22 protein-coding genes are annotated in these 24,862 nt (G+C 69.0%); 14 read left to right on the top strand and 8 right to left on the bottom strand.

The window, feature by feature from the left end:
* Positions 1-3: 3 nt before the first annotated feature.
* The 3 genes from BLU08_RS10565 to BLU08_RS10555 all read right to left on the bottom strand — a co-directional run bounded on the left by BLU08_RS10565 (position 4) and on the right by BLU08_RS10555 (position 4,898).
* Positions 4-2,076 (bottom strand): S9 family peptidase, encoded by a 2,073-nt coding sequence (locus tag BLU08_RS10565; RefSeq protein ID WP_090199310.1) that lies wholly within the window; start codon positions 2,074-2,076, stop codon positions 4-6.
* Between the two features lie 91 nt (positions 2,077-2,167).
* Positions 2,168-4,543 carry an ATP-dependent Clp protease ATP-binding subunit ClpA gene (clpA, locus tag BLU08_RS10560; RefSeq protein ID WP_090199308.1) on the bottom strand — a complete coding sequence of 792 codons (2,376 nt, stop codon included), beginning with the start codon at positions 4,541-4,543 and terminating at the stop codon, positions 2,168-2,170.
* Between the two features lie 151 nt (positions 4,544-4,694).
* On the bottom strand, positions 4,695-4,898 hold the full coding sequence (locus BLU08_RS10555) for a DUF1192 domain-containing protein (protein ID WP_090201269.1): 204 nt from the start codon (positions 4,896-4,898) through the stop codon (positions 4,695-4,697).
* 118 nt (positions 4,899-5,016) lie between these two features.
* Here BLU08_RS10555 and BLU08_RS10550 point away from each other — a divergent pair, with 118 nt between their 5' ends.
* The 5 genes from BLU08_RS10550 to BLU08_RS10530 all read left to right on the top strand — a co-directional run bounded on the left by BLU08_RS10550 (position 5,017) and on the right by BLU08_RS10530 (position 11,153).
* On the top strand, positions 5,017-6,042 hold the full coding sequence (locus BLU08_RS10550) for an NAD(P)H-quinone oxidoreductase (protein WP_233995938.1): 1,026 nt from the start codon (positions 5,017-5,019) through the stop codon (positions 6,040-6,042).
* 198 nt (positions 6,043-6,240) lie between these two features.
* On the top strand, positions 6,241-7,173 hold the full coding sequence (locus BLU08_RS10545; protein ID WP_090199306.1) for a UDP-2,3-diacylglucosamine diphosphatase: 933 nt from the start codon (positions 6,241-6,243) through the stop codon (positions 7,171-7,173).
* A 26-nt stretch (positions 7,174-7,199) separates the two neighbouring features.
* Positions 7,200-8,288, top strand: a complete 1,089-nt coding sequence (locus tag BLU08_RS10540; protein WP_172801065.1) for a glycosyltransferase family 1 protein — start codon at positions 7,200-7,202, stop codon at positions 8,286-8,288.
* A gap of 161 nt (positions 8,289-8,449) precedes the next feature.
* A complete protein-coding gene (locus BLU08_RS10535) occupies positions 8,450-9,277 on the top strand; it encodes a DUF1013 domain-containing protein (protein ID WP_233995937.1) in 828 nt (275 codons plus the stop codon).
* A gap of 190 nt (positions 9,278-9,467) precedes the next feature.
* Positions 9,468-11,153, top strand: a complete 1,686-nt coding sequence (locus BLU08_RS10530; RefSeq protein ID WP_369816781.1) for an AMP-binding protein — start codon at positions 9,468-9,470, stop codon at positions 11,151-11,153.
* 51 nt (positions 11,154-11,204) lie between these two features.
* On the opposite strand, the gene BLU08_RS10525 is transcribed toward BLU08_RS10530, so the two are convergent.
* Both BLU08_RS10525 and BLU08_RS10520 read right to left on the bottom strand, forming a co-directional pair.
* Positions 11,205-11,615, bottom strand: a complete 411-nt coding sequence (locus tag BLU08_RS10525) for a polymer-forming cytoskeletal protein (protein WP_090199303.1) — start codon at positions 11,613-11,615, stop codon at positions 11,205-11,207.
* 4 nt (positions 11,616-11,619) lie between these two features.
* A complete protein-coding gene (locus BLU08_RS10520; RefSeq protein WP_090199301.1) occupies positions 11,620-12,735 on the bottom strand; it encodes a M23 family metallopeptidase in 1,116 nt (371 codons plus the stop codon).
* 365 nt (positions 12,736-13,100) lie between these two features.
* Between BLU08_RS10520 and BLU08_RS10515 the strand changes: the two genes are divergently transcribed.
* From BLU08_RS10515 to BLU08_RS10480, 8 genes are all read left to right on the top strand, one after another.
* A complete protein-coding gene (locus BLU08_RS10515) occupies positions 13,101-13,868 on the top strand; it encodes a nicotinate-nucleotide adenylyltransferase (RefSeq protein WP_233995936.1) in 768 nt (255 codons plus the stop codon).
* Between the two features lie 78 nt (positions 13,869-13,946).
* Positions 13,947-14,366 carry a ribosome silencing factor gene (gene rsfS, locus BLU08_RS10510; protein ID WP_090199298.1) on the top strand — a complete coding sequence of 140 codons (420 nt, stop codon included), beginning with the start codon at positions 13,947-13,949 and terminating at the stop codon, positions 14,364-14,366.
* A gap of 257 nt (positions 14,367-14,623) precedes the next feature.
* Positions 14,624-15,046, top strand: coding sequence for a 23S rRNA (pseudouridine(1915)-N(3))-methyltransferase RlmH (locus tag BLU08_RS10505; protein ID WP_090201262.1), 423 nt, complete (start codon positions 14,624-14,626; stop codon positions 15,044-15,046).
* Between the two features lie 4 nt (positions 15,047-15,050).
* The gene (locus BLU08_RS10500) at positions 15,051-16,307 is read left to right on the top strand and encodes a murein hydrolase activator EnvC (protein ID WP_090199296.1); all 1,257 of its coding nucleotides are present in this window, start codon (positions 15,051-15,053) and stop codon (positions 16,305-16,307) included.
* Positions 16,308-16,464: 157 nt separating this feature from the next.
* Positions 16,465-17,802: a S41 family peptidase gene (locus tag BLU08_RS10495; RefSeq protein ID WP_090199294.1), complete on the top strand. Its 1,338-nt coding sequence runs from the start codon at positions 16,465-16,467 to the stop codon at positions 17,800-17,802.
* Positions 17,803-17,821: 19 nt separating this feature from the next.
* On the top strand, positions 17,822-18,280 hold the full coding sequence (locus BLU08_RS10490) for a disulfide bond formation protein B (RefSeq protein ID WP_090199292.1): 459 nt from the start codon (positions 17,822-17,824) through the stop codon (positions 18,278-18,280).
* On the top strand, positions 18,277-18,798 hold the full coding sequence (locus tag BLU08_RS10485; protein WP_090199290.1) for a demethoxyubiquinone hydroxylase family protein: 522 nt from the start codon (positions 18,277-18,279) through the stop codon (positions 18,796-18,798). Before BLU08_RS10490 ends, BLU08_RS10485 begins: the two co-directional genes overlap by 4 nt.
* 117 nt (positions 18,799-18,915) lie before the next feature.
* Positions 18,916-19,617, top strand: a complete 702-nt coding sequence (locus tag BLU08_RS10480) for a hypothetical protein (RefSeq protein WP_233995935.1) — start codon at positions 18,916-18,918, stop codon at positions 19,615-19,617.
* Between the two features lie 11 nt (positions 19,618-19,628).
* On the opposite strand, the gene BLU08_RS10475 is transcribed toward BLU08_RS10480, so the two are convergent.
* Positions 19,629-20,642, bottom strand: a complete 1,014-nt coding sequence (locus tag BLU08_RS10475; RefSeq protein ID WP_199797294.1) for an NAD-dependent epimerase/dehydratase family protein — start codon at positions 20,640-20,642, stop codon at positions 19,629-19,631.
* A gap of 129 nt (positions 20,643-20,771) precedes the next feature.
* Here BLU08_RS10475 and BLU08_RS10470 point away from each other — a divergent pair, with 129 nt between their 5' ends.
* The gene (locus tag BLU08_RS10470) at positions 20,772-21,230 is read left to right on the top strand and encodes a hypothetical protein (RefSeq protein WP_090199286.1); all 459 of its coding nucleotides are present in this window, start codon (positions 20,772-20,774) and stop codon (positions 21,228-21,230) included.
* 9 nt (positions 21,231-21,239) lie between these two features.
* On the opposite strand, the gene BLU08_RS10465 is transcribed toward BLU08_RS10470, so the two are convergent.
* Both BLU08_RS10465 and BLU08_RS10460 read right to left on the bottom strand, forming a co-directional pair.
* Positions 21,240-22,592: a hypothetical protein gene (locus tag BLU08_RS10465; protein WP_090199284.1), complete on the bottom strand. Its 1,353-nt coding sequence runs from the start codon at positions 22,590-22,592 to the stop codon at positions 21,240-21,242.
* The gene (locus BLU08_RS10460; RefSeq protein ID WP_090199282.1) at positions 22,592-24,850 is read right to left on the bottom strand and encodes a polysaccharide biosynthesis tyrosine autokinase; all 2,259 of its coding nucleotides are present in this window, start codon (positions 24,848-24,850) and stop codon (positions 22,592-22,594) included. Before BLU08_RS10460 ends, BLU08_RS10465 begins: the two co-directional genes overlap by 1 nt.
* Positions 24,851-24,862: the final 12 nt, after the last annotated feature.

Below are 24,862 nucleotides of genomic sequence, written 5' to 3'. Positions count from 1 at the left end.
CCGTCACTCCCCGGCGTCCGCGCCCTCCCGATACTTGTCGAACCACGCGATCACGCTCGCCGTGCGCGCGGCCTGCTGGCTCGGCGTCTGCGAGAGGTTGTTGTGGCTCGAATCCGGCGTCACGACGAGCGCGGTGTCGACGCCGTTGAGCTTCAGCGCGGCGTAATACTGCTCGGCCTCGCTGCGCGGGGTGCGATAATCGTCCGCGCCGACCAGCACCAGCGTGGGCGTGGTGACGTTGCCGACGAGGCTCAGGGGCGAGCGCTGCCAGTATAGCTCCGGGTTCTCCCACGGCATCGCGCCGAGCCAGTAGCGCCCGAAATAGGGCACCGAATCGGCGGTCAGCGCGAAACTCGTCCAGTTGATCACCGGCTTGTGCGTCGCCGCGGCCCGGAACCGGTCGGTCTTGCCCACCAGCCAGCTCGTCAGCACGCCGCCGCCCGAACCGCCGGTGACGAAGAGCTGGTCGGGATCGGCAAACCCCTGCGCGATCGCCGCATCGACCGCCGCCATCAGCTCGTCGAAATTGGAGATCGGGTAATTGTCCTCGATCCGGTCGGCAAAGGCCTCGCCATAGCCGGTCGAGCCGCCCGGATTGGTGAACAGCACGGCATAGCCCGCCGCGCCGTAGAGCTGGTAATCGGCCGAGAATTCGGGGCCGTAGGCGGCATAGGGGCCGCCGTGCATCTCGAGGATCGTGGGCACGCGGCTGCCTTCCTCATAGCCCGGCGGCAGCATGATCCACGCCGGGATCCGCGTCCCGTCCGGCGCGGTCACGGCGATCTCGCGGGTTTCGCCGAGTTCCTTGCCCGCGAGCTTGACCGCGTTGAGGGCGGTCAGCGTCTTCGTGCCGCGGCGGGTGGTGACCCCGACATCGGGCGGGCTGGTGGAGCTCGCCGTGGTGAAGGCGATCGTGCCGTCCTCGCTCACCGACCATTCGCCGCCGGTATAGGGCAGGGCGTAATAGGTGCTGCCGAGACGCGGCTCCGTCAGGGTCATGCCGCCGTCGGCGAAAATGCGCGCGACCCGGTGCTCGCCCTCGCGTTCGAAGCTGGCGAAGAGCCCCGCCTCGGTCCATTCGAGCCCATCGGGGCTGGCGGGGAATTCCGCGCGCAGCAATTCCTTGCCCGAACCGTCCGCGTTCATCCGGTAGAGCTTTGCCTGGTCGTAGGCATTGCCGACATCGTCGTAGCCGAGATAGGCGATCATGCGCCCGTCGGGCGAGACCTGCGGGGCATAGTCCGGCCCGCTGCGGGTGGTGAGCCGGTCGATCGCGCCGCTCGCGATGTCGAGCGCGAAGATGTCGGTTTCGAGCGGCTGGAGCTCCCAGTCCTCGCGGCGGTTGGCGCTGAAATAGAGCTTCGAGCCGTCGGGCGCCCATTCGACGGTGCCGCCGGTGTCGTATTCGCCGAAGGTCAGCTGGCGCGCATCGCCCCCGGTCGCGGCGACGAGGAAAAGCTGCATCGTGCCCGGCTTGACATAGCCTCCGCCGTCGCGGCGATAGGTCGCGCGGTCGATCACCTGCAGCGGCTTGCCCCATTCGGCGCCCTCGGGCTTGGCCGGCGGCTGGCCGAGCGTGGTCGCCTGCCCGGCGATGCGCGCGGTGAAGGCGATGCGGGTGCCGTCCGGCGCCCAGGCGATGGCGGCAGGCGCTTCGGGCAGGGCGGTGATATTGGCGCTTTCGCCGGTCGCCATCCAGCGCACGTGGAGTTCCGGCCCGCCGCCGCTCTCGGTCGAGACATAGGCGAGCCGCGTCCCGTCGGGCGACCAGCGCGGGCTGCCATGCGATCCCGCCCCGCTGACGAGCGGCCGCTGCGCGCCCGTGCTCACGTCGATCAGCCAGATCGAGGAGAGCGCGCGGTCGGTCATGATGTCGTTGGTGCGCCGGACATAGGCGATCTGCGAACCGTCCGGGCTGATCTGCGGATCGGCCGCGACCGACAGGCCGAACAGGTCGGCCCCGGTGAATTTCGTCTCCGGCCCCGCCGCCGCATCCCTGTCGGCGGTGTCCTGCGCCGAAAGCGGCGCGCTAGCCAGGGCGAGGCAGGCGGCGGTAAGGAAAAAGCGTGCGATCATGATCGGTCCCCGTATCTGGTGCCTTGCAGCTACGGGGACCGATCAATCACAGATTTGTCAAGAATGTAAGTGGCCTGGAAGTCACACGGGCTCAGCCGTCGGCATCGCTGCCGGAGGCTTCGGGCCTGGGATCGACGCCCTTCTTCTCGGCCGGCTTCTTCCTGGCCGCCGTCTTGCGCCGCGTCGGCTTGGGCGCGGCGGGCGTCAGCTCGAAGCTCGGCTTGCCGTCCTTGATGCTGACATGGACCTCGCCGCCATCGGCGAGCTTGCCGAACAGGAGTTCCTCGGCGAGCGGCTGCTTGATCCGTTCCTGGATCAGGCGGCCCATCGGCCGTGCGCCGTAAAGCTTGTCGTAGCCCTTGTCGGCGAGCCACGCGCGCGCATCGCTGTCGAACTGGATGTGGACGTTCTGTTCGGCGAGCTGGAGTTCCAGTTCGAGGATGAACTTGTCCACCACCCGCGCGACGGTGCTCTTGCCGAGATAGGCGAAAGGCACGATCGCATCGAGCCGGTTGCGGAATTCCGGGGTGAACATCTTCTTCACCGCCTCGTCGCCCGCGTCCTCCTTGGACACGTCGCCGAAGCCGATCCCCTGCCGCGCCATGTCGGCCGCGCCCGCATTGGTCGTCATGATGAGCACGACGTTGCGGAAATCCACCGTCTTGCCGTGGTGATCGGTCAGGCGCCCGTTGTCCATCACCTGCAGCAGGATGTTGAACAGGTCCGGGTGCGCCTTCTCGATCTCGTCCAATAGCAGCACGCAATGCGGGTTCTGGTCGACCGCATCGGTGAGCAGGCCGCCCTGGTCATAGCCGACATAGCCCGGAGGCGCGCCGATCAGGCGGGAAACGCTGTGGCGCTCCATGTATTCCGACATGTCGAAGCGCTTCAGTTCGATCCCCATGATGCTGGCGAGCTGGCGCGCGACCTCGGTCTTGCCGACGCCGGTGGGGCCGGAGAACAGGAACGAGCCGATCGGCTTGTCCGGATCGCGCAGGCCGGCGCGGCTCAGCTTCATCGCGGTGGAAAGGCGCACGATCGCGTCGTCCTGGCCGAACACGACGTGCTTGAGATCGCGCTCGAGGTTTTCCAGCGCCTTCTTGTCGTCCGCGCTGACCGATTTCGGCGGGATGCGCGCCATGGTCGCGATGACCTGCTCGATCTCCTTGCCGGTGATCTTCTTCTTGCGGCGGCTCGGCGGGACGAGCATCTGCATCGCGCCGACCTCGTCGATCACGTCGATCGCCTTGTCCGGCAGCTTGCGGTCGTTGATGTAGCGCGCCGACAGTTCCACCGCGGTCTTGATCGCATCGGGCGTGTACTTGACGTTGTGGTGCTTCTCGAAGGCGCTGCGCAGGCCCTTGAGGATCTTGATCGTGTCCTCGATCGTCGGTTCGTTGACGTCGATCTTCTGGAACCGGCGCAGCAGGGCGCGGTCCTTTTCGAAGTGGTTGCGGAATTCCTTGTAGGTGGTCGAACCGATGCAGCGGATCGTCCCGCCCGACAGCGCGGGCTTCAGCAGGTTCGAGGCGTCCATCGCCCCGCCGCTGGTCGCACCCGCGCCGATGACGGTGTGGATCTCGTCGATGAAAAGGATCGCGTGCGGCATCCCCTCGAGCTCGGAGACGACCTGCTTCAGACGCTCCTCGAAATCGCCGCGATAGCGCGTGCCGGCGAGCAGCGCGCCCATGTCGAGCGAGTAGATCACCGCCTCGTTGAGCACTTCGGGCACGTCGCCTTCGACGATCTTGCGGGCAAGGCCTTCGGCGATGGCGGTCTTGCCGACGCCGGGATCGCCGACATAGAGCGGGTTGTTCTTCGACCGGCGGCAGAGGATCTGCACGGTGCGGTCGACCTCCGGCCCGCGGCCGATCAGCGGATCGACCTTGCCGGCCTCGGCCTTGGCGTTGAGGTTGACCGTGAACTGGTCGAGCGCGGTTTCCTTCTTGTTGCCGGTTTCCTTGGTCTGTTCGGCGGCGGTTTCATTGTCGTCCGACCCCTGCGGCGACTTGGATTCGATCTGGCGCCCGCCCTTGCCGATGCCGTGGCTGATGTAGCTCACCGCGTCGAGCCGGCTCATGTCCTGCTGCTGGAGGAAATAGACGGCGTAGGAATCGCGCTCGGAAAACAGCGCGACCAGCACGTTGGCGCCCGTGACCGTGTCCTTGCCCGAGGACTGGACGTGCAGGATCGCGCGCTGGATCACCCGCTGGAAACCGGCGGTCGGCTGCGGGTCCGAGCCCTCCTCGGTCTTGAGCGACTGGTATTCCTGGTCGAGATACTGCTTCACCACGTCGCCCAGTTCGGCAAGGTCGACGCCGCAGGCGGCCATGACCTGCGCCGCGTCCTCGTCGTCGATCAGCGCGAGCAGCAGGTGCTCGAGCGTCGCGTATTCGTGACGCCGTTCGGACGCATTGCCGAGCGCGTTGTGCAGGGTTCTCTCGAGGTTCTGGGCGAAACTGGGCATGGACGGTCTCTTCTGGGGAAGGTGGTTTGTCAGCGGGCGGCGCGGGGCTCCGAAAAAGGGAGCTGTCGGACGGGCTCTTGCGAGCCTCTTGTCGTATATGGGGCGGCTTTGCCGTTTTGCGAATCCGGCTCTTCGGAGGGCACGCAGGCGATCATGAAGCGGGCTTGCTGAACAGGGCATTGGCGGCCGCCATGTGATCGGCGACCTTGTCCCGGTGCGCCCGCACCCGCGCGATCTCGGCTTCGAGCAGCGCGATGCGCGCGCCCAGTTCCGCCTGCGAAAAAGGTGCAAGATCCTCCGCGGCGAGGCGACTCGCTGCATCTCCCACGGGGCGGGGGCGATCTTCGTCGGTCATTGCGCGGAGCATCGCAAGCAAGACGGCTTGCTGTCAATGGACACGAAAGCTATTCGCGTTGCCACTTTTACAACAGGGTCTTGGCGCAACAGGGTCTTGGCGCAACAGGGGCAAGCGGATGACCACACGGGTTTCGGCCGATATTCCGGCGAGCATGAAGGCGATCGGGTTCGAAGAGCCCGGCTCGCCCGACGTGCTCGCGATCGGGGAGGCCGCGACCCCGCGGCCCGGCCCGGCCGACGTGCTGATCCGGGTGGCCTATGCCGGGGTCAACCGGCCCGACTGCCTGCAGCGCGCGGGCGCCTATCCGCCGCCGCCCGGTGCCTCCCCGATCCTCGGACTGGAAGTCGCGGGCGAGGTCGTGGCGGTGGGCCGGGACGTGCCCGACACCATGCTCGGCCAGCCGGTCGCCGCGCTGACGCCGGGCGGAGGCTATGCCGAATACTGCGCCGCGCCGTGGAACCACTGCCTGCCCGTGCCCGAAGGCATGGCGCTCGGGACCGCCGCCGCCCTGCCGGAAACGCTCTTCACCGTCTGGCACAACCTGTTCGAGCGCGGCATGGCCCGCGACGGGGAGCGGGTGCTGGTCCACGGGGGAACCTCGGGGATCGGGACGATGGCGATCCTGCTCGGCAAGGCGTTCGGGATGGAAGTCATCGTCACCTGCGGCAGCGAGGACAAGTGCGAGGCAGCGCGCAAGGTGGGCGCCGACCTCGCGATCAATTACCGCGAGGAGGATTTCGTCGAGGCGGTGAAGGCCCATACCGGCGGGGCCGGGGTCGACATCGTGCTCGACATGGTTTCGGGCGATTACGTGCCGCGCAACCTCAAATGCCTTGCCGAGGACGGGCGGCACGTCACCATCGCGGTGCTCGGCGGTGCCAGGGCCGAACTCAACATGGCGGTGGTGATGATGCGCCGCTACACCCTTACGGGTTCGACCCTGCGCCCGCGCTCGGACGCGTTCAAGGCCGCGCTCGCCGACGAGATCGCGGCCAATGCCTGGCCGCTTTTCGCCAACGGGGAGATCGCGCCGGTGATGGACCTGACCTTCCCGCTGGCCGAGGCCGCGGCCGCCCATGCCCGGATGGAAGCTGGGGAACACATCGGCAAGATCGTGCTCGCCGTGGCGGGCGAAGACTAGCCGGGCGCACGCCGCCGCGATCGCCTTCCCGGCAAATCCCGTGCCGCCCTTTCCGCTGCCCGCGGCAATCTTCGCAAGTGCAACACGGGAGTCACAAGGCTGTGGATTTACGCAAAACCGTAATCGCGCTGTGAATCCCATGTAACAAACCCCTGCCAAGGACTTTCGGGGAGAAAGACGCAAGCCGGGGATTTTCCGATGACCGACTTCAAGCTGTCCGCCCCGTCCGGCGACCCGGCGGCGCTCGCCAACGTGGCGAGCTTTCCGATCCAGGAGCCCGCTACGCCCGAACCGGAAGGACGCGAGCGGCGCAAGTATCGCACGATCTGGATCAGCGACGTCCATCTCGGCACCAAGGGCTGCAATGCCGACCTCCTGATCGACTTCCTCGACAGTGTCGACAGCGAAACCCTGTATCTCGTCGGCGACATCATCGACGGCTGGCGGCTGAAGAAGAAGTTCTACTGGCCCTCCGCGCACAACGACATCGTCTGGCGCCTGCTCAAGCGGGCCAAGCGCGGCACGCGGATCATCTACATCCCCGGCAATCACGACGAAATGTTCCGCCAGTTCACCGGGCTCAATTTCGGCGGGATCGAGATCCGCCGCGCCGCCTTCCACGACACCGCCGACGGGCGGCGCCTGATGGTCCTGCACGGCGACGAATTCGACGCCGTCATGCTTTCGCACCGCTGGCTCGCCTTTGTCGGCGATTGGGCCTATACCACGGTCATGCGGCTCAACGTTTTCGTCAACACCGTCCGCAAGGCCATGGGCAAGCCCTACTGGTCGCTTTCCAAGGCGGCCAAGCACAAGGTCAAGAACGCGGTCGAATTCATCGGCAGGTACGAGGAAGTCGTCGCCCGCGCGGCGGGCGAGCGCGGCGTCGACGGCGTCGTGTGCGGCCACATCCACACCGCCGAATTCCGCGTCTTCCGGCACAATGGCCGCGACGTCGAATACTGGAACGACGGCGACTGGGTCGAAGGCTGCAACGCGCTGGTCGAACACGCGGACGGGCGGATGGAAATCCTCCACTGGCCCGAGGAAATGAAGCGCCGCGAAGCGGCCGCGGCGGATGCCGCCTCGCCGGTTGAGGAAATCGCCGACCCCGCGAGGGAAGCGGCGTGAACCAGCTCTCCCGCGTCTCCGCCGGCATCCGGCCGGGCGCGGGCAGGCCGCAGGGAGAGTTTCCGCGCTCGATCGCGATCGTGACCGATGCGTGGCACCCCCAGACCAACGGGGTGGTCCGCACGCTTTCGACCACCTGCGACGTGCTGCGCGGATGGGGGCACGAGGTCACGGTGATCTCGCCCGAGAAATACCCCTCCTTCCCCGCGCCGACCTATCCCGAAATCCGCCTCGCCATCACCGCGCCCGGCGCGGTCGGCCGCCACCTCGCCCGCATCGCGCCCGAAGCGGTGCACATCGCGACCGAAGGCCCGCTGGGTTTCGCCGCGCGGCGTTACTGCCTCAATCGCAAGGTGCCCTTCACCACCGCCTATCACACGCAGTTCCCCGATTACATCGCGCGCCGGACCGGCCTGCCGCCCGCCGCGTTCTGGCCCTATATCCGCTGGTTCCACCGCCCGGCGCAGCGGATCATGGTCGCGACCGGGACGATCCGCGCCCAGCTGCGCGAACAGGGCCTGACGCAGCTTACCCACTGGAGCCGCGGGGTCGATCTCGCCTGCTTTTCACCCGACGCCCCGCCGCCTGCGGAATATGCGGGGCTCGAAGGGCCGATCCTGCTCTATGTCGGCCGCGTCGCGGTGGAAAAGAACATCGAGGCCTTTCTCGCCTGCGACTATCCCGGGACCAAGGTCGTGGTCGGCGACGGCCCGGCGCGGGCCGCGCTCGAGGCGAGGTTTCCCGACACGGTCTTCCTCGGCAAGCGCAGCGGGCGCGAACTCGCGGGGTGCTATGCGGGGGCGGACGTGTTCGTCTTTCCGAGCCGCACCGACACCTTCGGCCTCGTCATGATCGAGGCGCTCGCCTGCGGCACGCCGGTCGCCGCCTATCCGGTGCCGGGGCCGCTCGACATCCTCACCGATGCGGTCGGCGCCATGGGAGAGGACCTCGCCCGCGCGATCGACGCGGCGCGCTATTGCGACCGCACGGCCTGCGCCGCGCACGGGGCGAGCTTCACCTGGGAAGCGGCGACGCGGCAATTCCTCTCGGGGCTCGTCGCGCTCGAGGAAGAGCACAGCGTCTCGCTCCAGACCGCGCCGGCGCTCGAATTCTGATCCGCTAGAACAGGCAGCCGCCGCTCGAAGGGCGCGATTGGGGGCGCGTCTTGCCCTCCGCGCCGCCTTTTCCTTGCCGTTTCGGCGGTCATCGCCTATTTCGCCTGCTGCAATGGCCGCTCCGCGAGGGGCGGCCCTTCTATTTTGAACGGAGATTTTCCATGCCCAACGCCAAGGTCAACAGGGATCAGCCCAAGCCGCTGATGCCGCACGCCACCGCGACCTGGCTGGTCGACCACACGGCGCTTTCCTTCGAGCAGATCGCCGAGTTCTGCGGCCTTCACATCCTCGAGGTGCAGGCCATGGCCGACGACCTCGCCGGGAGCAAGTACACCGGGCGCGATCCCGTCCACGCGGGCGAGCTCACGCTCGAGGAGATCGAGAAGGGGCAGGCGGATGCGTCCTATTCGCTGCGGATGCACAAGGCGCCGGTCGAGGTCACCCGCACCAAGGGCCCGCGTTACACGCCCGTGTCGAAACGCCAGGACAAGCCCGACGGCATCGCCTGGATCCTGCGCAACCACCCCGAAGTCTCGGACGCGCAGATCTCCAAGCTGATCGGGACCACGCGCAACACGATCGGGGCGATCCGCGACCGTTCGCACTGGAACATCCAGAACATCCAGCCCAAGGACCCGGTGACGCTCGGCCTGTGCTCGCAGCGCGAACTCGACGCGGTCGTCGCCAAGGCAGCCAAGCGCGCCGGCCTGTCCGAGGAGGCCGAGCCCGAAGCGACCGACGGGCGGAGCGACAAGGACAAGCTGATCGAGGAACTGCGCGCCGAACGCGAAGCCAATGCCAAGGCCGCTGCCGAAGCCGCGCAGGAGGCCGAGGCCGAAGCCTGGCTCGCCGCTCGCCGCTCGGCGGAGGAAGAGATGCTCGATCCCGAAAGCGGTTTTTCCACCCCCGCTCCGCGCGCGGATGAAGGCATCGCCGAACCGGACAACGCGCCCGAACGGATCGAGAAGGACCACGGCGACAACGCCTGATTCCTCGGGGCCTGGTCCCCCGGGGCCTGATCCCTGCGGGCCTGCGCCAGCCACCTCCCAAGGCCCGGCCGGAGCGCGCCCGCCGGGCTTTCCTTCGTGAACCCGGCCGGTTCCCGCGACCATCCGGAAAAGACGCAAGGGCGTCGCATTCGCAGCGATTGCCCGCTTGAACAGGGCAGAGGGATCGGCCATGGCTACTGACATGTATGTCAATAACGCCACCTACCATCATCCCACCCCGTGGGAGACGCGCTTCGAGGCGATGAGCCTGCCCGACATGCTCGCGCGGACCGCCGCGCGCGATCCCGCCGCGCCCTTCCTCCATTTCCTCGGCCGGACGTTCTCCTACGGCGAAATCCTCGCCGAGGCGACGCGCTTTGCCGCCGGTCTCGCGGCGATGGGGATCGGGCGGGGGGACCGCGTCGGGCTGTTCCTGCCCAACGTGCCGATCTACGCGTCGGCCTATTACGGCGCGATGATGGCGGGCGCGGTCGTGGTCAATTTCTCGCCGCTCTACACGGTCGCGGAGCTCGCCTGGCAGGTCGGCGATTCGGGCACGCGGGTGCTGGTGACGCTCGACGTGCCGGAGCTTTACGGCACCGCGCGCGACGTGCTCGAAGCGACCGGGCTCGAAACGCTGGTGGTCGGCTCGCTCGCCGAGATGCTGCCGCGGCTGAAAGGCATGGCCTTCCGCCTGTTGAAGCGCAGCCAGATCGCCGCGGTCGAACCGTCCGCCAGGGTGCGCCGCTGGAAGGACGTGACGCCCGATCGCGCCTTCGAGCCGGTCGCGCTCGACCCGCACGCGGACCTTGCGCTGCTGCAATACACCGGCGGGACCACCGGGCGGCCCAAGGGCGCCATGCTCGGCCACGACCAGCTTTCGGTGAACGCCCAGCAGGTGGCCGCGATCAATCCCTTCGGCGATGCCTCAAAGGAGGTCTTCATGGGCGCGCTCCCGTTCTTCCATGTCTTCGCCAACACCGCGCTGCTCAACCACGCGGTCGTAACCGGCGCCTCGATCGCGCTGGTCCCGCGGTTCGAGACGAAGCAGGTGCTCGAAACGATGGACGCCTGCCGCGCGACGGGCTTTCCCGGCGTGCCGACGATGTTCCAGGCCCTGCTCGACCATCCCGACCTGCCCGCGACCGACCTTTCCGCATTGAAGGTCTGCATTTCGGGCGGCGCGCCGATGCCCGCGGGCGTCCACACCCGCTTCGAGGAGGTGACCGGCGTGCGCCTCGTCGAGGGTTACGGCCTGACCGAAAGCGCGGGCGTCGTCTCGGTCAACCCTTACGAGGGCACGCGCAAGAAGGGCACGATCGGGCAATTGGTGGCGGGGACCGAGATCCTGCTGCTGGACAAGGAGGACCCGACGAAACTCGCGCCCGAAGGCGAGCCGGGCGAACTCGCGATCCACGGGCCGCAGGTGATGCGCGGGTACTGGAACCGGCCCGAAACCGAGGCGGAAACCTTCGTCACCCACGGGAACAAGCGGTACCTGCGGACCGGCGACGTCGCGGCGATGGACGAGGACGGGTTCCTCTCGATCGTCGACCGGATCAAGGACATGATCTCGGTCGGCGGCTTCAAGGTCTTCCCGAGCGTGGTCGAGGACGAGATCCTCAGGCACGAAGCGGTCAAGGAGGCGCTGGTGATCGGGGTGCCCGAGGATTACCTCGGCGAGATGCCGCGCGCCTATGTCACCCTCAAGGAAGGCGCGGCGGCGGGCGCGGCCGAACTCGGCGACTGGCTCAACGCCCGGGTCGGCAAGCACGAACGGGTCGATGCGGTAGTCATCCGCGCGGAGCTCCCGCGCACGATGATCGGCAAGCTCGACCGCAAGGCGCTGCGCGCGGAAGTCCTCGGCGATTCCTGAAGGACGGCGATACCTGAAGCAACCGCGCCGGCCGCGCGGTCCGGCAGCGGCTCAGCTGGTGAGCTGCAGGGTGATCTCGTCCTCGTCCTCGTCCACTGCCGGGTCGGACGCGGCGGCGACGGCGTGCTGCGCCTGGCGCTGCGAATTGGGGGAGAACCGCCCGTCGACCTCGGCCCCCTGTTCGATCGTGAGCGCGTCGTAATGCACGTCGCCCTCGATCCGGGCGTTCTTGAGAATCACCAGTTCGCGCGCCGTGATCGATCCGACCACCTTGCCCGCGAGCCGCGCGGTCTCGGCGATCACCGCGCCGTGGATCGCGCTGGTTTCACCCTGCACCAGCGAGGCGCAGCGGATGTCGCCTTCGATCGTGCCGTCGACGTGCAGGTCGGCGGAGGCGGCGATGTCTCCCTTGATCGTGACGTCCGAGCCGATCACGGAGAATGTCGAATTGCCCGAGGCCATCGGCTTACTCACCGCTTTCGGGGATGCGGCGGAGCGCGACTGTTCCGCGGGCTTCTTTGAGAACATCGGGGGCAGTCTCCAGGAAGGGGCGCGGATTGACCGCGCGATTGTTGAGGCGGACCTCGAAATGCAGGTGCGGACCGGTCGAACGGCCGGTGCTGCCGAGCCCGCCGAGCGTCGCGCCGGCCTCGACCTCCTCGCCGCGCTTCACGTCGAGCCGGGACATGTGGGCATAGCGGGTCATCAGCCCGGTCGCATGGGTGATCTCGACGAGGTTGCCATAGCCCGATTTCCACCCGGCGAAGGTCACGTGGCCTTTCGCGGCGGCGAAGATCGGCGAGCCGTGCTCGCCGCCGAAATCGATCCCCCAGTGCATCGCGCCGCGGCGGTTGAACGGGTCGCGGCGATAGCCGAAGCCCGAGGTGATCCGGGCGATGCTCGCCGGGACGACCTGCGGGATGCCGTCGAGCGCGCGTTCGAGCGCGGCCATGCGCGAAAGGCTGAGGCCGAGCCGTTCGAAGCGCGGATCGATCGGGCCATTGCCCGTGGTCAGCTGTTCGAGCGGACCGCCCATGCCCCTGTTCGCCGCGCCTTCGCTGCGTTCGGCATTGCGCGCCATCGCGGTCGGATCGAGATCGAGCTTGCGCAGCGCGGCTTCGGCCTTGCGCGCGCGGGCTTCAGCGAAGCGGGTGAGCTTTTCGACGACGGCGAGCTGGCGCGCCTCGATCTCGGCGAGGCCGCGCGCCTGCGGGAAGACCGCGCCGACCCGGTCAACGGTCTTGGCCGTTTCCTCGCTCGAATCGGTGACGGTCCCGCTGGTGTCCCGGATGTCGTCCGGCAGCATCTGCGCCATGGCGTCGAGGAACTGCTGGCGTTCGTCGAGCTCGTCGATCACCCGGTCGAGATCGCCGCCATAGGCTTCGAGCCGTTCCTCGGCGCTGGCGACCCTGGCCTTCTCGGTATGGAAGGAGGCAAGATCGGCTTCGGCCCGGTACTGGTTCCAGGCCATCGCCCCCATCGACCCGGCGAGGCCGATGCCCAAAGCGAGCGCCGCCCCCGCCACGCCGATCTGGAGGCGCGAGGAGATCTTGATGAAACGGACGTGGCCTTCGGAACGCATGAAGAATTCACGCTCCGGAAACCACTGACGCAGCTTCTCCGTCCACGCCGATGCGGTTCGATTGTTTGACAAGGCGGCCCCGAATCTTTTTGCAAGCCCGATTGCCCGCTACCAAGCCGGGGGAGAGGGGTCGAATCCTCGTTCCCGCCGAAGGGGCGAGCCGAACCATAAGCGGGACGAAACGTTGCGCAGGCTGACAAACTTTGTCGCAAACCCTGCGCGCGCTTGCGAGGATGGCGCGATAAGGTCGCGCGTGACATCCCCGCGCCTTTCCTCCGCCTCCCCCTGACAGCGGCCGTTCGCGGTGCTAGGCGCGGCGCGATGAACCATGCATTGATGCGCGCTCCCGCCGGTCCGGCCGCGGCGTGTCCGGTCCCCCGGCGATGATCCCTTCCGCGCAGACCCCGACCCCGTTCGCGCGCCGGCGCGGCTCGCTCCTGCCGAATCGCACGGGCGCTGCGACCCTCGGCGCGGCCGGCCCTAGCTTCGAATGCCGCACCGGGCTGCTCGGCGGGAGCTTCAACCCGGCCCATGGCGGCCACCGGCGGATCACCCGGTTCACCATGGACGCGCTCGGGCTGGCCGAGGCGTGGTGGCTCGTTTCCCCCGGCAACCCGCTCAAGCCGCGGCGCGACATGGCCTCGCTGACGGACCGCCTGCGCTCGGCCGCGGCGCAGAGCCGCCGGGCGCGGATCGTGCCGACCGCGATCGAGCGCGAGCTCGGCACCCGCTACACCGTCGACACCCTCCGCCGCCTCGTGCGGCGCTATCCGCGGCGGCGCTTCGTGTGGCTGATGGGGGCCGACAACCTCGCCCAGTTCCACCTCTGGAAAGGGTGGCGGATGATCGCCCGGACAATGCCGATTGCAGTGATTGCAAGGCCGGGCTATAATGCCGACGCCATGACGAGCCCCGCCATGGCCTGGCTCCGGCGCTATCGCGTGTCGGCTGCCAGCTTTCGCAAACGGGGGCAATGGAGCGCACCGGCACTGGTGTTTCTGCGTTTCGATCCGGATCCGCGTTCGGCCACGGCGATCCGCCGCGGACGGCAGGACTGGGCGTCCGATTTCCGCCAGACCCCGCTCCGCGACCGGCTGACATTCCGCCGGATCGGCCCATCGGAGGATGCATGAGACGCGGCGCGTCCGTTCATGCCCTCATGCCCGCCCCAGTGGCCCAATCCCCCGCCATCCGGAGAACCATGCTCATCCATGACCCAGGCACAATCCGTGTCGGCTGCGGCCGGCACCCGTCCGGCGGCCGCTGTCGTGGCCGCTGACCTGCACGAAACCGACCTGCACGCCCTCGTCCTCGCGCAGCTCGACGACGACCAGGCGCAGGACGTCGTCTCGATCCCGCTCGAAGGGAAGAGCTCGATCGCCGATCACATGGTGATCGCGAGCGGCCGCTCGACCCGGCAGGTCGCGGCGATGGCCCAGAAACTGGCCGAGAAGGTCAAGCAGAGCGGTTTCGGCCCGGTGCGGGTCGAAGGCCTGCCCGCGGCCGACTGGGTGCTGATCGATGCGGGCGACGTGATCGTCCACCTGTTCCGGCCCGAAGTCCGCAGCTTCTACAATCTCGAGCGCATGTGGTCGTTCGAAACCGGCGAGGCCGCCGGCGGACGGGCGTAGCTTTCGCTTCGCAGCCCCATGCGGGGCTGCGTCCTCGCCCGACGTGCTTCGCTGCGCCACGCACCCGGTGCGGGCGGGCGGTCGCCCTTGCGGCCGCTGCGCGAGCGGGGCTCCATGGCGAGGTAACGCAAGGCCACGGACCCCGCGGGTCCGCAGGGCCGACCGGCCGCCCGCAGGTGCCCGACCGGGCGAAGCGAGCGAGGGACAGCACCGAGGGGTTCGCCCGGACGGGCGAACACGCACCAGGGACACCGCCTATCCTCCTCCACGTCATCGCCCGCGGTAAGATCGCCCGCTCGCCCGAGGCGGAACTGGTCGCGCGCTACGAGAAGCGCATGACCTGGCCGACGAAGCTGACCGAACTGCCCGAGACCGGCGGGCGCATCCCCGAACCGGTCGAGCCGCACCGCACCGTCCTGCTCGACGAGAGGGGCGAGCCGCTCGCCTCCGAAGCCTTTGCCAGACGGCTGGAGAAGTGGCGCGACGAGGGCATTCGCGAAACCCGCTTCGTGCTCGGCGCCGCCGACGGGCATTCCCGGGAGGAACGCGCCGCGGCCGACCTGCTCTATGCCTTCGGCCCGGCGACCTGGCCGCACCTCCTCGCCCGCGCCATGCTGATGGAGCAGCTCTACCGCGCGACGAGCATCCTTGCCGGCCATCCCTATCATCGGGCAGGGTAGGGTCATGAACCATCGCGCGACATTGCTGGCCGCCGGCGGGGCGCTTGCGCTGCTGGCGCTGGCGCTGGCCCTGCCCGAGGCGCGCGCCCGGGGCGACCTGCTCGTGATGGAACCGGCCGAGGCGCGGGCCGAGCTCGACCGGGCGACCCGCGAAAGCCGCCTCGCCGAAGCGCGCGCCACGCGCTTTGCCGAAACCGCCGCGGCAGCGGGCGAAGCCGCCGAACGCACCGCGCGCGAGGCCGCCGCGCTCGCCGCCCGCATCCAGCAGGCCGAGGCGGAAATCTCCGCGGCCCGCGCGCGCTTCTCGCTCGCCCAGGCCGCGCGCGAGGCGCTCGCGGCGCGGCTGGCGCAGCGGCGCGAACCGCTCGTCCGGCTGACCGGGGCGCTGCAGACCAACGCGCGCCGCCCGCTCGCGCTCGCCGCGCTCCAGCCGGGCTCGCTCGAGGATCTCGTCCATGTCCGCGCCGTGCTGGAAACCGCCGTGCCTGAAATCCGCCGGCGCACCGCGAGCCTGCGCGCCGAGATCGAGCAGGGCGAGGCGCTCGAACGCCGCGCCGCCCGCGCGCTCGCCGCGCTCGAGCGATCCGAGCGCCAGTTGGAGCAGCGCCGCGCCGAACTCGCCGCGCTCGAAACGCGCCAGCGCCTCGCCGGGCGCGAGGCACGCCGCAATGCGCTTCGCGAGGAGGAGCGTGCCCTCGCCCTTGCCGAGGAGGCGCGCGACCTCGACGGGCTGGTCGACCGGCTGGGCGAGGCCGCCGCGCTGCGCCGCGAACTCGCCGCCCTGCCTGGCCCGGTGCCGCGCCCCGCGGCGATCGGGGAGCCGGGCGCGACGAGCCGGGTCGCGGAACCGCCCCCGCCCCCGCCGCCGCCGACGCCCGCCCCCGCCGCGACTGGCCCGCCGCGCGATTTCAGGCTGCCGGTGCAGGGCCGCACCCTCGCCGGGTTCGGCGAGCGCCGCGAGAGCGGTCTTGCCAGCACCGGCATCACGCTCCTGCCCGCCCCGGGCGCGCAGGTCGTGGCGCCCGCCACGGGGCGAGTCGCCTTCGCCGGCCCTTATCGCGGCTACGGGCGAATCGTCATCATCGAGCATGACGGCGGCTGGACAAGCCTCGTCACCGGGCTCGCCCGGGCCGAGGTTCCGGTCGGCGCGCGGGTGATCGGGGGCAGCCCGCTCGGCACCGCGCAGGCGCAGGGTGCGGCGGTGACGATCGAGCTGAGGCGCGACGGCGAACCGGTCAACCCGCTCGAATATCTTGGCTAATCGCCGCGGCTTCCTATCTCTGGCGAAAGCCGGCGCGTCACGTCGGCGCCGCCCGCCCGCCGGGGATCGGGCCGCCGGACGACCCCGCAGGGGCTCTCATCTGGCGTTCAGGCGCAGGGACGTATACAAAAGTGTTCGAAAGGAGCTTCCCGTCCTCATGAAAATTGCCGGATTGCTGCGCAGTGCCGCGCTCGTCACCGCCGTCGCCGTCGTCCCCGCGACGACCGCGAGCATGGCCCAGATCGATGGCCGCGCCGCCCCCGAATTCGCCAAGCTCTTCACCGTGATGCAGCGGGTCAAGGCGAACTATGTCGAGGACGTGACCGACGAGAAACTGGTGCGCGGCGCGATCGACGGGATGCTCACCGCGCTCGATCCGCATTCGGCCTATCTCGACGGAAGCGATCTCGAACGGCTGAACACCCTCATCGACGGCAATTATTCCGGCCTCGGCCTGTCGGTCGTGATGGAGGACGGCGCGGTCAAGGTGATCTCGCCGTTCAAGGGCAGCCCGGCCGAGAAGGCGGGGGTCAAGGCGGGCGACTTCATCACCCACCTCGACGGGGAGCTGATCTACGGCGGCGATCTCGACGATGCGGTCGCGCGGATGCGCGGCAAGGCGGGAACCGCGATCGAGCTGACGATCTTCCGCACCGGGCGCGAGGAGCCGTTCGAAGTCTCCGTCACCCGCGGCATGATCGAACTCGAGCCGGTCACGCACGAACTCGCCGCCGGCAATATCGGGATCATCACGGTCAACGAATTCTCGGCCGATGTAGGGGCCGACGTCTACACCGCCTGGGCCAATATCCGGGAAGAGGCGACCGGGCGGGTGTCCGGCCTCGTGCTCGACCTGCGCAAGAACCCGGGCGGCAGTCTCGACGAGGCGGTGGCCCTGTCCGACCTGTTCCTCGACGAGGGCCGGATCGTCTCGCAGCGCGGCCGCGCGCGGGGCGAAACGCTGCTCTACGATGCGGAAACCGTGTTCCGCGGCGACATGGCCGAAGGCGTGCCGCTGATCGTGCTGATCGACGCGGGTTCGGCTTCGGCCTCGGAAATCGTCGCCGGGGCGCTGCAGGACCATCGCCGCGCGCTCGTCATGGGCGAACGCAGCTTCGGCAAGGGTTCGGTCCAGTCGCTCCTGCCGCTGGGTCCGGATGCAGCGCTCAAGCTGACGACGGCTCGCTATTACACGCCGCGGGGCAATTCGGTGCAGGAAGGCGGGATCAAGCCCGACATCGCGGTGCCGCAGCTGTCCGATCCCGACCTCGTGCTGCGCCAGAAATACCTCACCCGCGAAAGCGACCTGCGCGGCCATCTCATCAACGAGATCGGCATCGAGGACGAGGAGCTGGAGAACGACACGATCAAGGACCCGCGTTTCCAGCTGACCGCCGAAGAGCTCGAAGAGCAGGGGATCGAGGATTTCCAGCTGCATTACGCTCTCGAAACCCTGCGCCGCACGACGAAGAGTTCGGTGGCGCTGCGCGACTGACGCGGTCGGGGTCGGCACCATGGCTGGATTTAACGCGGCGCGGCTGCTCGCCGTCGCCCTCCCCGCCGGGCTTCTGGGCGGGGCCTATGTCTCGGAATACGGGTTCGGGCTCTACCCGTGCGAAATGTGCTGGTGGCAGCGCTATCCGCATTTCGCCGCGCTTTGCGCCGGGCTCGTTTCCTTCGTCGCGGTCCCGCCGCGGGTGTGGACCGCGCTTGCCGGGCTTGCGATCCTCACCTCCGGCCTGATCGGCGGATTTCACGCCGGGGTCGAATACGGCTGGTGGGAGGGGATCACCGGCTGCGCCAGGGTTGCGGGGGGGCTCGACGTGCTCGATCCCGCCGCCGCGCCGCTGATCCGCTGCGACCAGGCACCGTGGAGCCTGCTCGGCATCTCGCTCGCAGGCTGGAATTTCCTCTTTTCATCCATCGGGGGCATCGCCATCTTGGTCCTGTCAGCGAAGAAGGAGCAGGCATGAACCGCGAGGAACTCCACCGGATGATCCGGGTCGACCAGGCCGGGGAATTCGGCGCGACCCGCATCTATGCGGGCCAGATCGCCGTGATGGGCGACCGCGGCCCGCACTCCGCCGAAATCCGCCACATGGCCGACCAGGAAGAGGGCCACCGCGCCCGCTTCGACGAGATGCTGGCGAAACGCCGCGTGCGGCCGACCGCGCTGCACCCCCTGTGGTCGGCGGCGGGCTATGCGCTCGGCGCGGGCACGGCGCTGCTCGGCCCGGAGGCGGCGATGGCCTGCACCGCCGCGGTCGAGGAGGAGATCGACCGGCACTACACCCAGCAGCTCGACCGGCTGACCGAAACCGGCGCCGATCCCGAACTCGCCGAAATGATCGAGGAATTCCGCGAGGACGAACGCCAGCACCGCGACGCCGCGCTCGCCAGCGGGGCGGAAAACGCGCCGGCCTATCCGCTCCTGTCGGGCGCGATCAAGCTGGGATGTCGGATCGCGATCAGGCTTTCGGAACGCATCTGAAGCCCCGTTCGCCGCACCGCCTTCAGAGCCGGTTCACCCGCCATTGCCTAGCGTGGGCGGCATGATAAGGCCTTTGGTCAGGACAATGCGCTCCCCGCGAGGACGAGAGGACAGATTATGACGCAGCTTCCCCGGATCGCCCGCCTGGCCGGGCTCGCAGGGCTCGCCGCCATCCTGCCGGCCGTGAGCGCCGCGCCCGCCGCCGCCCAGACCGAGGGCGGGGACCGGGTCAACATGGTCATCGCCTACAGCGAGGACGAATGTCCCGAGGCGGCCGACAACAACGAGATCGTGATCTGCGAAATCCTCGTCGAGGCGGATCGCTATCGCATCCCACGGAACCTGCGTTTCAGCGATTCGCCCGAGAACGTCTCGCCCGTGCGCGAGGTCGAGAAGCTCAAGTATGTCGGCGCCTTCGGGGCCATGTCCTGCGACCCGGCCGGCGCGGGCGGCTTCACCGGCTGCACCCAACGCTTCATCGAGGCCGCCTACAAGGACCGTTCCGAGGCCGAGAACGTGCGTTTCGGCCAGCTGATCGAGGAAGCGCGGCAGGAACGCCTTTCGACGATCGATGCCGATGCCGCCGCGGAGCAGGAACGGGTCGAGATGATCGAGCGCGAATACATGCAGCGGCTCGAGCGCGAACGCGACGCGGACCTGCCCGAAGGCGCCGAACCGGCGCTGCCCCCGCCGCCGGTCGACGAAGCCGACCGCCAGCCCCCGGTCGAACCGTCCAAGCCCGGCCACTTCGACGATGAAGACGAGGAGCAGGTGCCGCTCGACGCGATCCAGCCCGGCGAAACGCCGCCGGGCGACTGAACCCGGCGCGCTCAGACCCGGTAATAGTCGCGGTACCAGGCGACGAAGGCTTTGACGCCCTCGCGGATGCCGGTCTGCGGGGCGTATCCGGTCAGCTCCTTCAGCAGGGTCGCATCGGCCCAGGTCGCGGGCACGTCGCCCTTCTGCATCGGCATGAAGTTCCTGATCGCCGCGCGCCCGCATTCCGCCTCGATCGCCTCGACGAAATCCATCAGCCGGACCTTTTCCGAATTGCCGATATTGACCACCCGCCAAGGCGCGGCGGGCGAGAGGCTGTCGCAAGGGGCGATGTCGTCGGGGCTGGCGGGGCGTTCGGGCGGGGTGTCGATCAGCAGGCGGATCCCGCGCACCAGGTCGGCGACATAGGTGAAATCGCGGTACATCTCGCCCTCGTTGTAGATGTCGATCGGCGTGCCTTCGAGGATCCCGCGGGTGAACTTGAACAGCGCCATGTCGGGCCGCCCCCACGGCCCGTAGACCGTGAAGAAACGGAACATCGTCACCGGCAGGTTCCAGAGGTGGGCATAGGAATGCGCCATCGCCTCGTTCGCCTTCTTGGTCGCGGCGTAGAGCGTGAGCGGCGTGTCGGTCTGCTGCCGTTCGTGGAAGGGCATGTCGGTGTTCGCGCCGTAGACCGAACTGGTCGAAGCCATCAGCAGGTGATCCGTGCCGAGCTCGCGGGCGCATTCCATGACGTTGAAGGTGCCGACGAGATTGGCATCGACATAGGCGCGCGGGTTCTCGAGGCTGTAGCGCACGCCGGCCTGCCCGGCGAGATGGACGATGACCTGCGGCCTCTCCTCCATCGCCAGCGCGTGGAGGCGGTCGAAATCCTCCAGCATCCCGACTTCGGCCCGGAAGGCGTTGTGGCCGCGCAGCAACTCGTGCCGCCTTTCCTTCAGCCGCAAGTCGTAATAGTCGGTCAGCCCGTCATAGCCGACGACGCGGAATCCCTCGGACAGGAGAAGCGCGGCGAGATGGTAGCCGATGAACCCGGCCGAACCGGTGACGAGGACCGTTTGCACGCGCATTCTCCCTTGGCGGGCCGCCGCCCGCACCCGCTGCGCCATAATGGATGCAGCCCCGCTTCGCCACGGCCATTCGCGGCCCATCGCTTCTGGACAAATCGCCGGGGGTCTAGCAAGGCCCAAGCCATGCCGCGCCCATCCTTTCGTGCCGCCCGATCCGGCCTTCCCGCGCTCTGCGCCGCCCTCGCGCTCGCCGCCTGCGGCGGGGAGGGCGCGCCGACGCCGGGCGCCAAAGCGGACGGCCCGGCCGATCCGCCGGGGGCCGCGCTGCCGCTGTCGATCGGGAACGCCGCCCCGGAACAGGGGGATGACGCCTTCGCCGCGGCGGTCAACTGCGCCGCCGCGCTCGACCTCACGGCCGAACGGCTGGCGCAGATGTCGGCCGGCGGGGCCTCGCGCGAGATCGACCTGATCGGCCGGGCGAGCGATTTCTTCACCGCCGAAGCGGAGCGCGCGGGCGCGAACGAGGTCACCTCGCCCGCCGCCGCCATCGCCCGGCGCAAGCGCGACAAGGCGGGGGAGACGACCGAACAGGCGCAGCTCGCGATCGTCTGCCTGAGGCGGTTCGGCGAAGAACTGGGGTAGGCGCGCGCCTCAGTCCGCTTCGGATGGCAGCGGCGATGTCGGCGGCGGTGTCGGGGAACCCCCGTCGGCCAGCGGGGTCAGCCGCGCATCGGCGAAAACCAGCTTGAGATAGCCCGAAGCGACCCGGGTATCGGCGTCGATCCGCACGGTCTGGACCGGGCAGCCCGCCGGCACCGTGAAGTTCCCGGCGATGCGGAAATCCTCGGTCACTTCGTCCTCCGACTCGAACAGGGGCTCGTTCGCCGCGGCGGTGGCGCAGGCAATCGTCCAGCGCACCCGATCGCCCGAGGAGAAATCCTCGCCCCGCATGTCCGCTTCGAGCGCGTAGGTGCCCGGCGGCACGGCCAGCAGCTTGCGCGCGAAGGGGCCGGTGTAGCCCGCTTCGAGCTCGGCCTCGATCTCGACCCCGATCCCGTCGCGCGCGGCGAGGACATAGGGCTCGATCCCGGCGAGTTCGAACGCCTGCCAGCTGACCGGCGCCCGGTCGCTCGCCGTCGCGTTCTCGGTCAGCGCGAGCGAGATGAGCACTTCGGGATCGGCCCCGGGGATGCGCCGGTAATGCGCGACCGCCGCCTCGTATTCGTCGGCCGCGACCAGCTGGCGCAGCAATTCGGTGTCGCGCGTGGCAAAGGCGGGGCCTTCGGGAAAGCCGCCCGCCTCGCCCGCGAGCCGCGCGATCGCGACCGGATCGGCGCTGTTGGCGACGGCGTAGCGCAGGAAACCCTCGAGCCAGGGCGGCGGGTCCTGCATGTAGGGCAGGAAACGCGCGCGCACGAGCGGGCTTTCCATCGCGCCGGTCAGCACGGGAAAGAGGATCGCGCGGCTCGATTCGCGGATCCTGAGCGCCTTGTCGTAATGGCCGAGCGCGGCGGCGATGTCGTTGCGTTCGACCGCATCCTCGATCAGCCAGAGCTGCGCCCCGAGATCGCGCCGCTCCATCCGGTCGGACAGCGCCATCTGCCGGCGCACGCCGGGCAGGTCGGCGCTGGCCGCGCTCGACAATCCGTAGAGGCGAAAGGCCGGGCCGTTGATCGGCAGTTCGCGCACCGATTCGCGCACCACGGCAAGCACCCGCGCGGGTCCGGGCTCGCCCATCTCGCCCGCGTTGATCCGCAGCTGCGCGTCGCGCACCAGCGCCACGGGATCGTCCCCGTCGAGCGCCAGCGCCAGTTCGGGCGCGCGGGCATGGAAGACGTTGACCGCCGCGCTCGTCCCCGCGCCATAGGCGAGGAGCGCGGTTCCGACGAGCAGCGCAAGGCCCCGCCGCGTCGGTTGCGGCAGGCGGAGCGCGGGACGCGCGCGGGCAAAGCCGCCCGCGCCCTTGCCCCGCCCCGTTCGCCCGGCCTTGCTGCGCAATGCCATCAGGCGGTCTCTTCCTCGGCCCGGTGGCCATAGCCGTAGCCATAGCCGTAGCCGTAGCCGTAGCCGTAGCCTTCGATCCCCTGGCCGCTGAACTTGGTGAAGATCGCGCCGATCAGCGGCGCCTTGCTCGCGCGGAGGCGATCGAGCGAGGTGTTGATCCCGCGCGAGGCGACGCCGCGGGCCTCGATCACGAACACGACCCCGTCGACCGCCTGGGCGAGCAGGGGCGCGTCGGCGAGGCCGAGCAGCGGCGGCGCGTCTACCATGACATGGTCGAAGCGTTCGGCCAGCCGCTCGATCACGGCGCGCGGCGCGTCACCGCTCAGCAGTTCCGCCGCGCTCGGCGGGGTGCGTCCGGCGCTGAGCAGGAAGAGATTGGGGAAGGCCGTTTCCTGGATCAGCGCAAAGGGATCGGCCTGCCCGGCCAGCACGCTCGAGAAGCCGTCGGTGTTGTCGAGGCCGAGCAGCGCATGGGCCGAGGGCGAGCGCATGTCGGCATCGACCATCAGCACCCGCTTGCCCGTCCGCGCGAGGACCGAGGCAATCGCGAGGCCGGAGGTGCTCTTGCCCTCGGCAGGGCGGGTGCTGGTGACCATCAGCGTCCGGGGAATGCCCTTGCTCGTCGAGAAGGCGAGGTTCGAGCGGACCGTGAGATAGGCCTCGGAGATGGTCGACTTGGGATCCTGCACCTCCTCGATCACGTCGTCGCGGGTGTCGGTCGCCGGGATCACGCCGAGCAGCGGCAGGCCGGTCAGCGCCGGGACCTGGGACGGATCGCGGATGCCTTCCTCGAACTGTTCGAGCGCGAAGACCGCCGCGCCGGCCAGGGCCAGCCCGCCGAACAGCGCGACCAGCAGGTTCAGCGGCAGGTTGGGCGAGGACGGCGTCGCCGGCACCTGCGCGGCATCGACCAGCGAGATGTTGTTCGCCGCGACGCCGGCGACGCCGATCTCCTTGTAGCGTTGGAGCAGGCCGTCATAGAGTTCGCGATTGGTGTCCACCTCGTTCTGGAAGATCGTGTACTGGATCCGGTCGCGTTCCTGGCTGTTGAGGCGCTGCAGCAGATCATCGACCTTCTGCCGCAGGTCCTGTTCCCGTTCGAGCGCGGCGCGGTAATCGGCCTGGACGCCGGAGCGCACCCGCCCTTCCTCGCGCGCGATCGCCCCGTCGAGCTCGGCGATCTGCACCCTGAGCGCGCGGGCGGCGGGGTAATCGGGTTCGAACTGGACCATCAGCCGGGCGTATTCCGCCTCCTTCGCCGACTTTTCCTGCCTGAGCGCGCTGACCGTCCGGTTGTTGACGAGGTCGGCATTGGTCGCCTGGGCGGCGCGGGCGCGGGTTTCGAGCAGGACCCGTTCCTCGGTCGCCTTGAGCAGCGCCTCGTTCATGGCGCGAAGGTCGAGCTGCACCAGCGTCGGCGAGGCGACCGTGCGCCCGTCCTGTTCGACCCGGTCGATCACCACGATGCCCTTTTCATTGGCGTAGTTGACCAGCTGGGTCTGCGATTCCTCGACCCGCTGGCGCAGTTCGGCCAGCCGCCGTTCAAGGAAGGCGCGCGCGTCCGCGGTGTTCTCGAACCGGCGGTCCATGCTTTCGGCCATGAATTGTTCGGCCCATTCGTTCGCCACGTTCGCCGACAGCGCCGGGTTCGCGCTGGAATAGCCGATGTCGACCAGCGCCGAGCGCGGGATCGGCGAGATCGAGACATTGCCGAGCAGCAGCCCGACCGCGACCTTGCGCCGTTCTGCGAGCGTTTCCCGGCTGACCGGCCCGTCGCTCCGGCCGAGCCATTCGGTCTCGCCCGGGTCGAAGCCGTGGGCGGTGAAGAAATCGTCGTTCGCGGCGAGGCGCAGTTCGCGCGCCACCCGCTCGGCGACGCTGCGCGCGGCGAGCAGTTCGTACTGGGTGTCGTAGAATTCCTGGTCGAAGGTGCGGTCGTCCCGCTCCAGCCCTTCGACATTGGTGACGCGCTGCTGCTGGCGGCTGATCTCGATCCGCGAATTGGCGGTGTATTGCGGCGTCATCATCAGCGTCACGACCAGCCCGACCACCAGCGACAGGGCGACGATCGCGAGGATCACCCATTTGCGCCGCTCGAGGATGCCGAGATATTCGCGCATCAGCGGGGTTTCCTGCCCGCGCGCGGCATAGCCGGCATCCTGGCCGCTGCGGGCGTCGGGGCCGAAGATGAAATCGTCCTCCGCCTGGGTCGGCGGGATCCCTTGGCCGGGAGCGGCGGCAGGCGGATTGGCGTTCACGAGGTGCGACTC

This window comes from Erythrobacter sp. HL-111 (assembly GCF_900105095.1).
In the GTDB taxonomy this organism is placed as follows: domain Bacteria; phylum Pseudomonadota; class Alphaproteobacteria; order Sphingomonadales; family Sphingomonadaceae; genus Erythrobacter.
This window is presented reverse-complemented; position numbering and strand designations above follow the sequence as displayed.

Bases quoted from the DNA above. Each gene is read 5' to 3' on its own strand.
- BLU08_RS10565 (WP_090199310.1), bottom strand. From the start codon at position 2,076: ATGATCGCACGCTTTTTCCTTACCGCCGCCTGCCTCGCCCTGGCTAGC.
- clpA (WP_090199308.1), bottom strand. From the start codon at position 4,543: ATGCCCAGTTTCGCCCAGAACCTCGAGAGAACCCTGCACAACGCGCTC.
- BLU08_RS10555 (WP_090201269.1), bottom strand. From the start codon at position 4,898: ATGACCGACGAAGATCGCCCCCGCCCCGTGGGAGATGCAGCGAGTCGC.
- BLU08_RS10550 (WP_233995938.1), top strand. From the start codon at position 5,017: ATGACCACACGGGTTTCGGCCGATATTCCGGCGAGCATGAAGGCGATC.
- BLU08_RS10545 (WP_090199306.1), top strand. From the start codon at position 6,241: ATGACCGACTTCAAGCTGTCCGCCCCGTCCGGCGACCCGGCGGCGCTC.
- BLU08_RS10535 (WP_233995937.1), top strand. From the start codon at position 8,450: ATGCCCAACGCCAAGGTCAACAGGGATCAGCCCAAGCCGCTGATGCCG.
- BLU08_RS10530 (WP_369816781.1), top strand. From the start codon at position 9,468: ATGGCTACTGACATGTATGTCAATAACGCCACCTACCATCATCCCACC.
- BLU08_RS10525 (WP_090199303.1), bottom strand. From the start codon at position 11,615: ATGGCCTCGGGCAATTCGACATTCTCCGTGATCGGCTCGGACGTCACG.
- BLU08_RS10520 (WP_090199301.1), bottom strand. From the start codon at position 12,735: ATGCGTTCCGAAGGCCACGTCCGTTTCATCAAGATCTCCTCGCGCCTC.
- rsfS (WP_090199298.1), top strand. From the start codon at position 13,947: ATGACCCAGGCACAATCCGTGTCGGCTGCGGCCGGCACCCGTCCGGCG.
- BLU08_RS10500 (WP_090199296.1), top strand. From the start codon at position 15,051: ATGAACCATCGCGCGACATTGCTGGCCGCCGGCGGGGCGCTTGCGCTG.
- BLU08_RS10495 (WP_090199294.1), top strand. From the start codon at position 16,465: ATGAAAATTGCCGGATTGCTGCGCAGTGCCGCGCTCGTCACCGCCGTC.
- BLU08_RS10490 (WP_090199292.1), top strand. From the start codon at position 17,822: ATGGCTGGATTTAACGCGGCGCGGCTGCTCGCCGTCGCCCTCCCCGCC.
- BLU08_RS10485 (WP_090199290.1), top strand. From the start codon at position 18,277: ATGAACCGCGAGGAACTCCACCGGATGATCCGGGTCGACCAGGCCGGG.
- BLU08_RS10480 (WP_233995935.1), top strand. From the start codon at position 18,916: ATGACGCAGCTTCCCCGGATCGCCCGCCTGGCCGGGCTCGCAGGGCTC.
- BLU08_RS10470 (WP_090199286.1), top strand. From the start codon at position 20,772: ATGCCGCGCCCATCCTTTCGTGCCGCCCGATCCGGCCTTCCCGCGCTC.
- BLU08_RS10465 (WP_090199284.1), bottom strand. From the start codon at position 22,592: ATGGCATTGCGCAGCAAGGCCGGGCGAACGGGGCGGGGCAAGGGCGCG.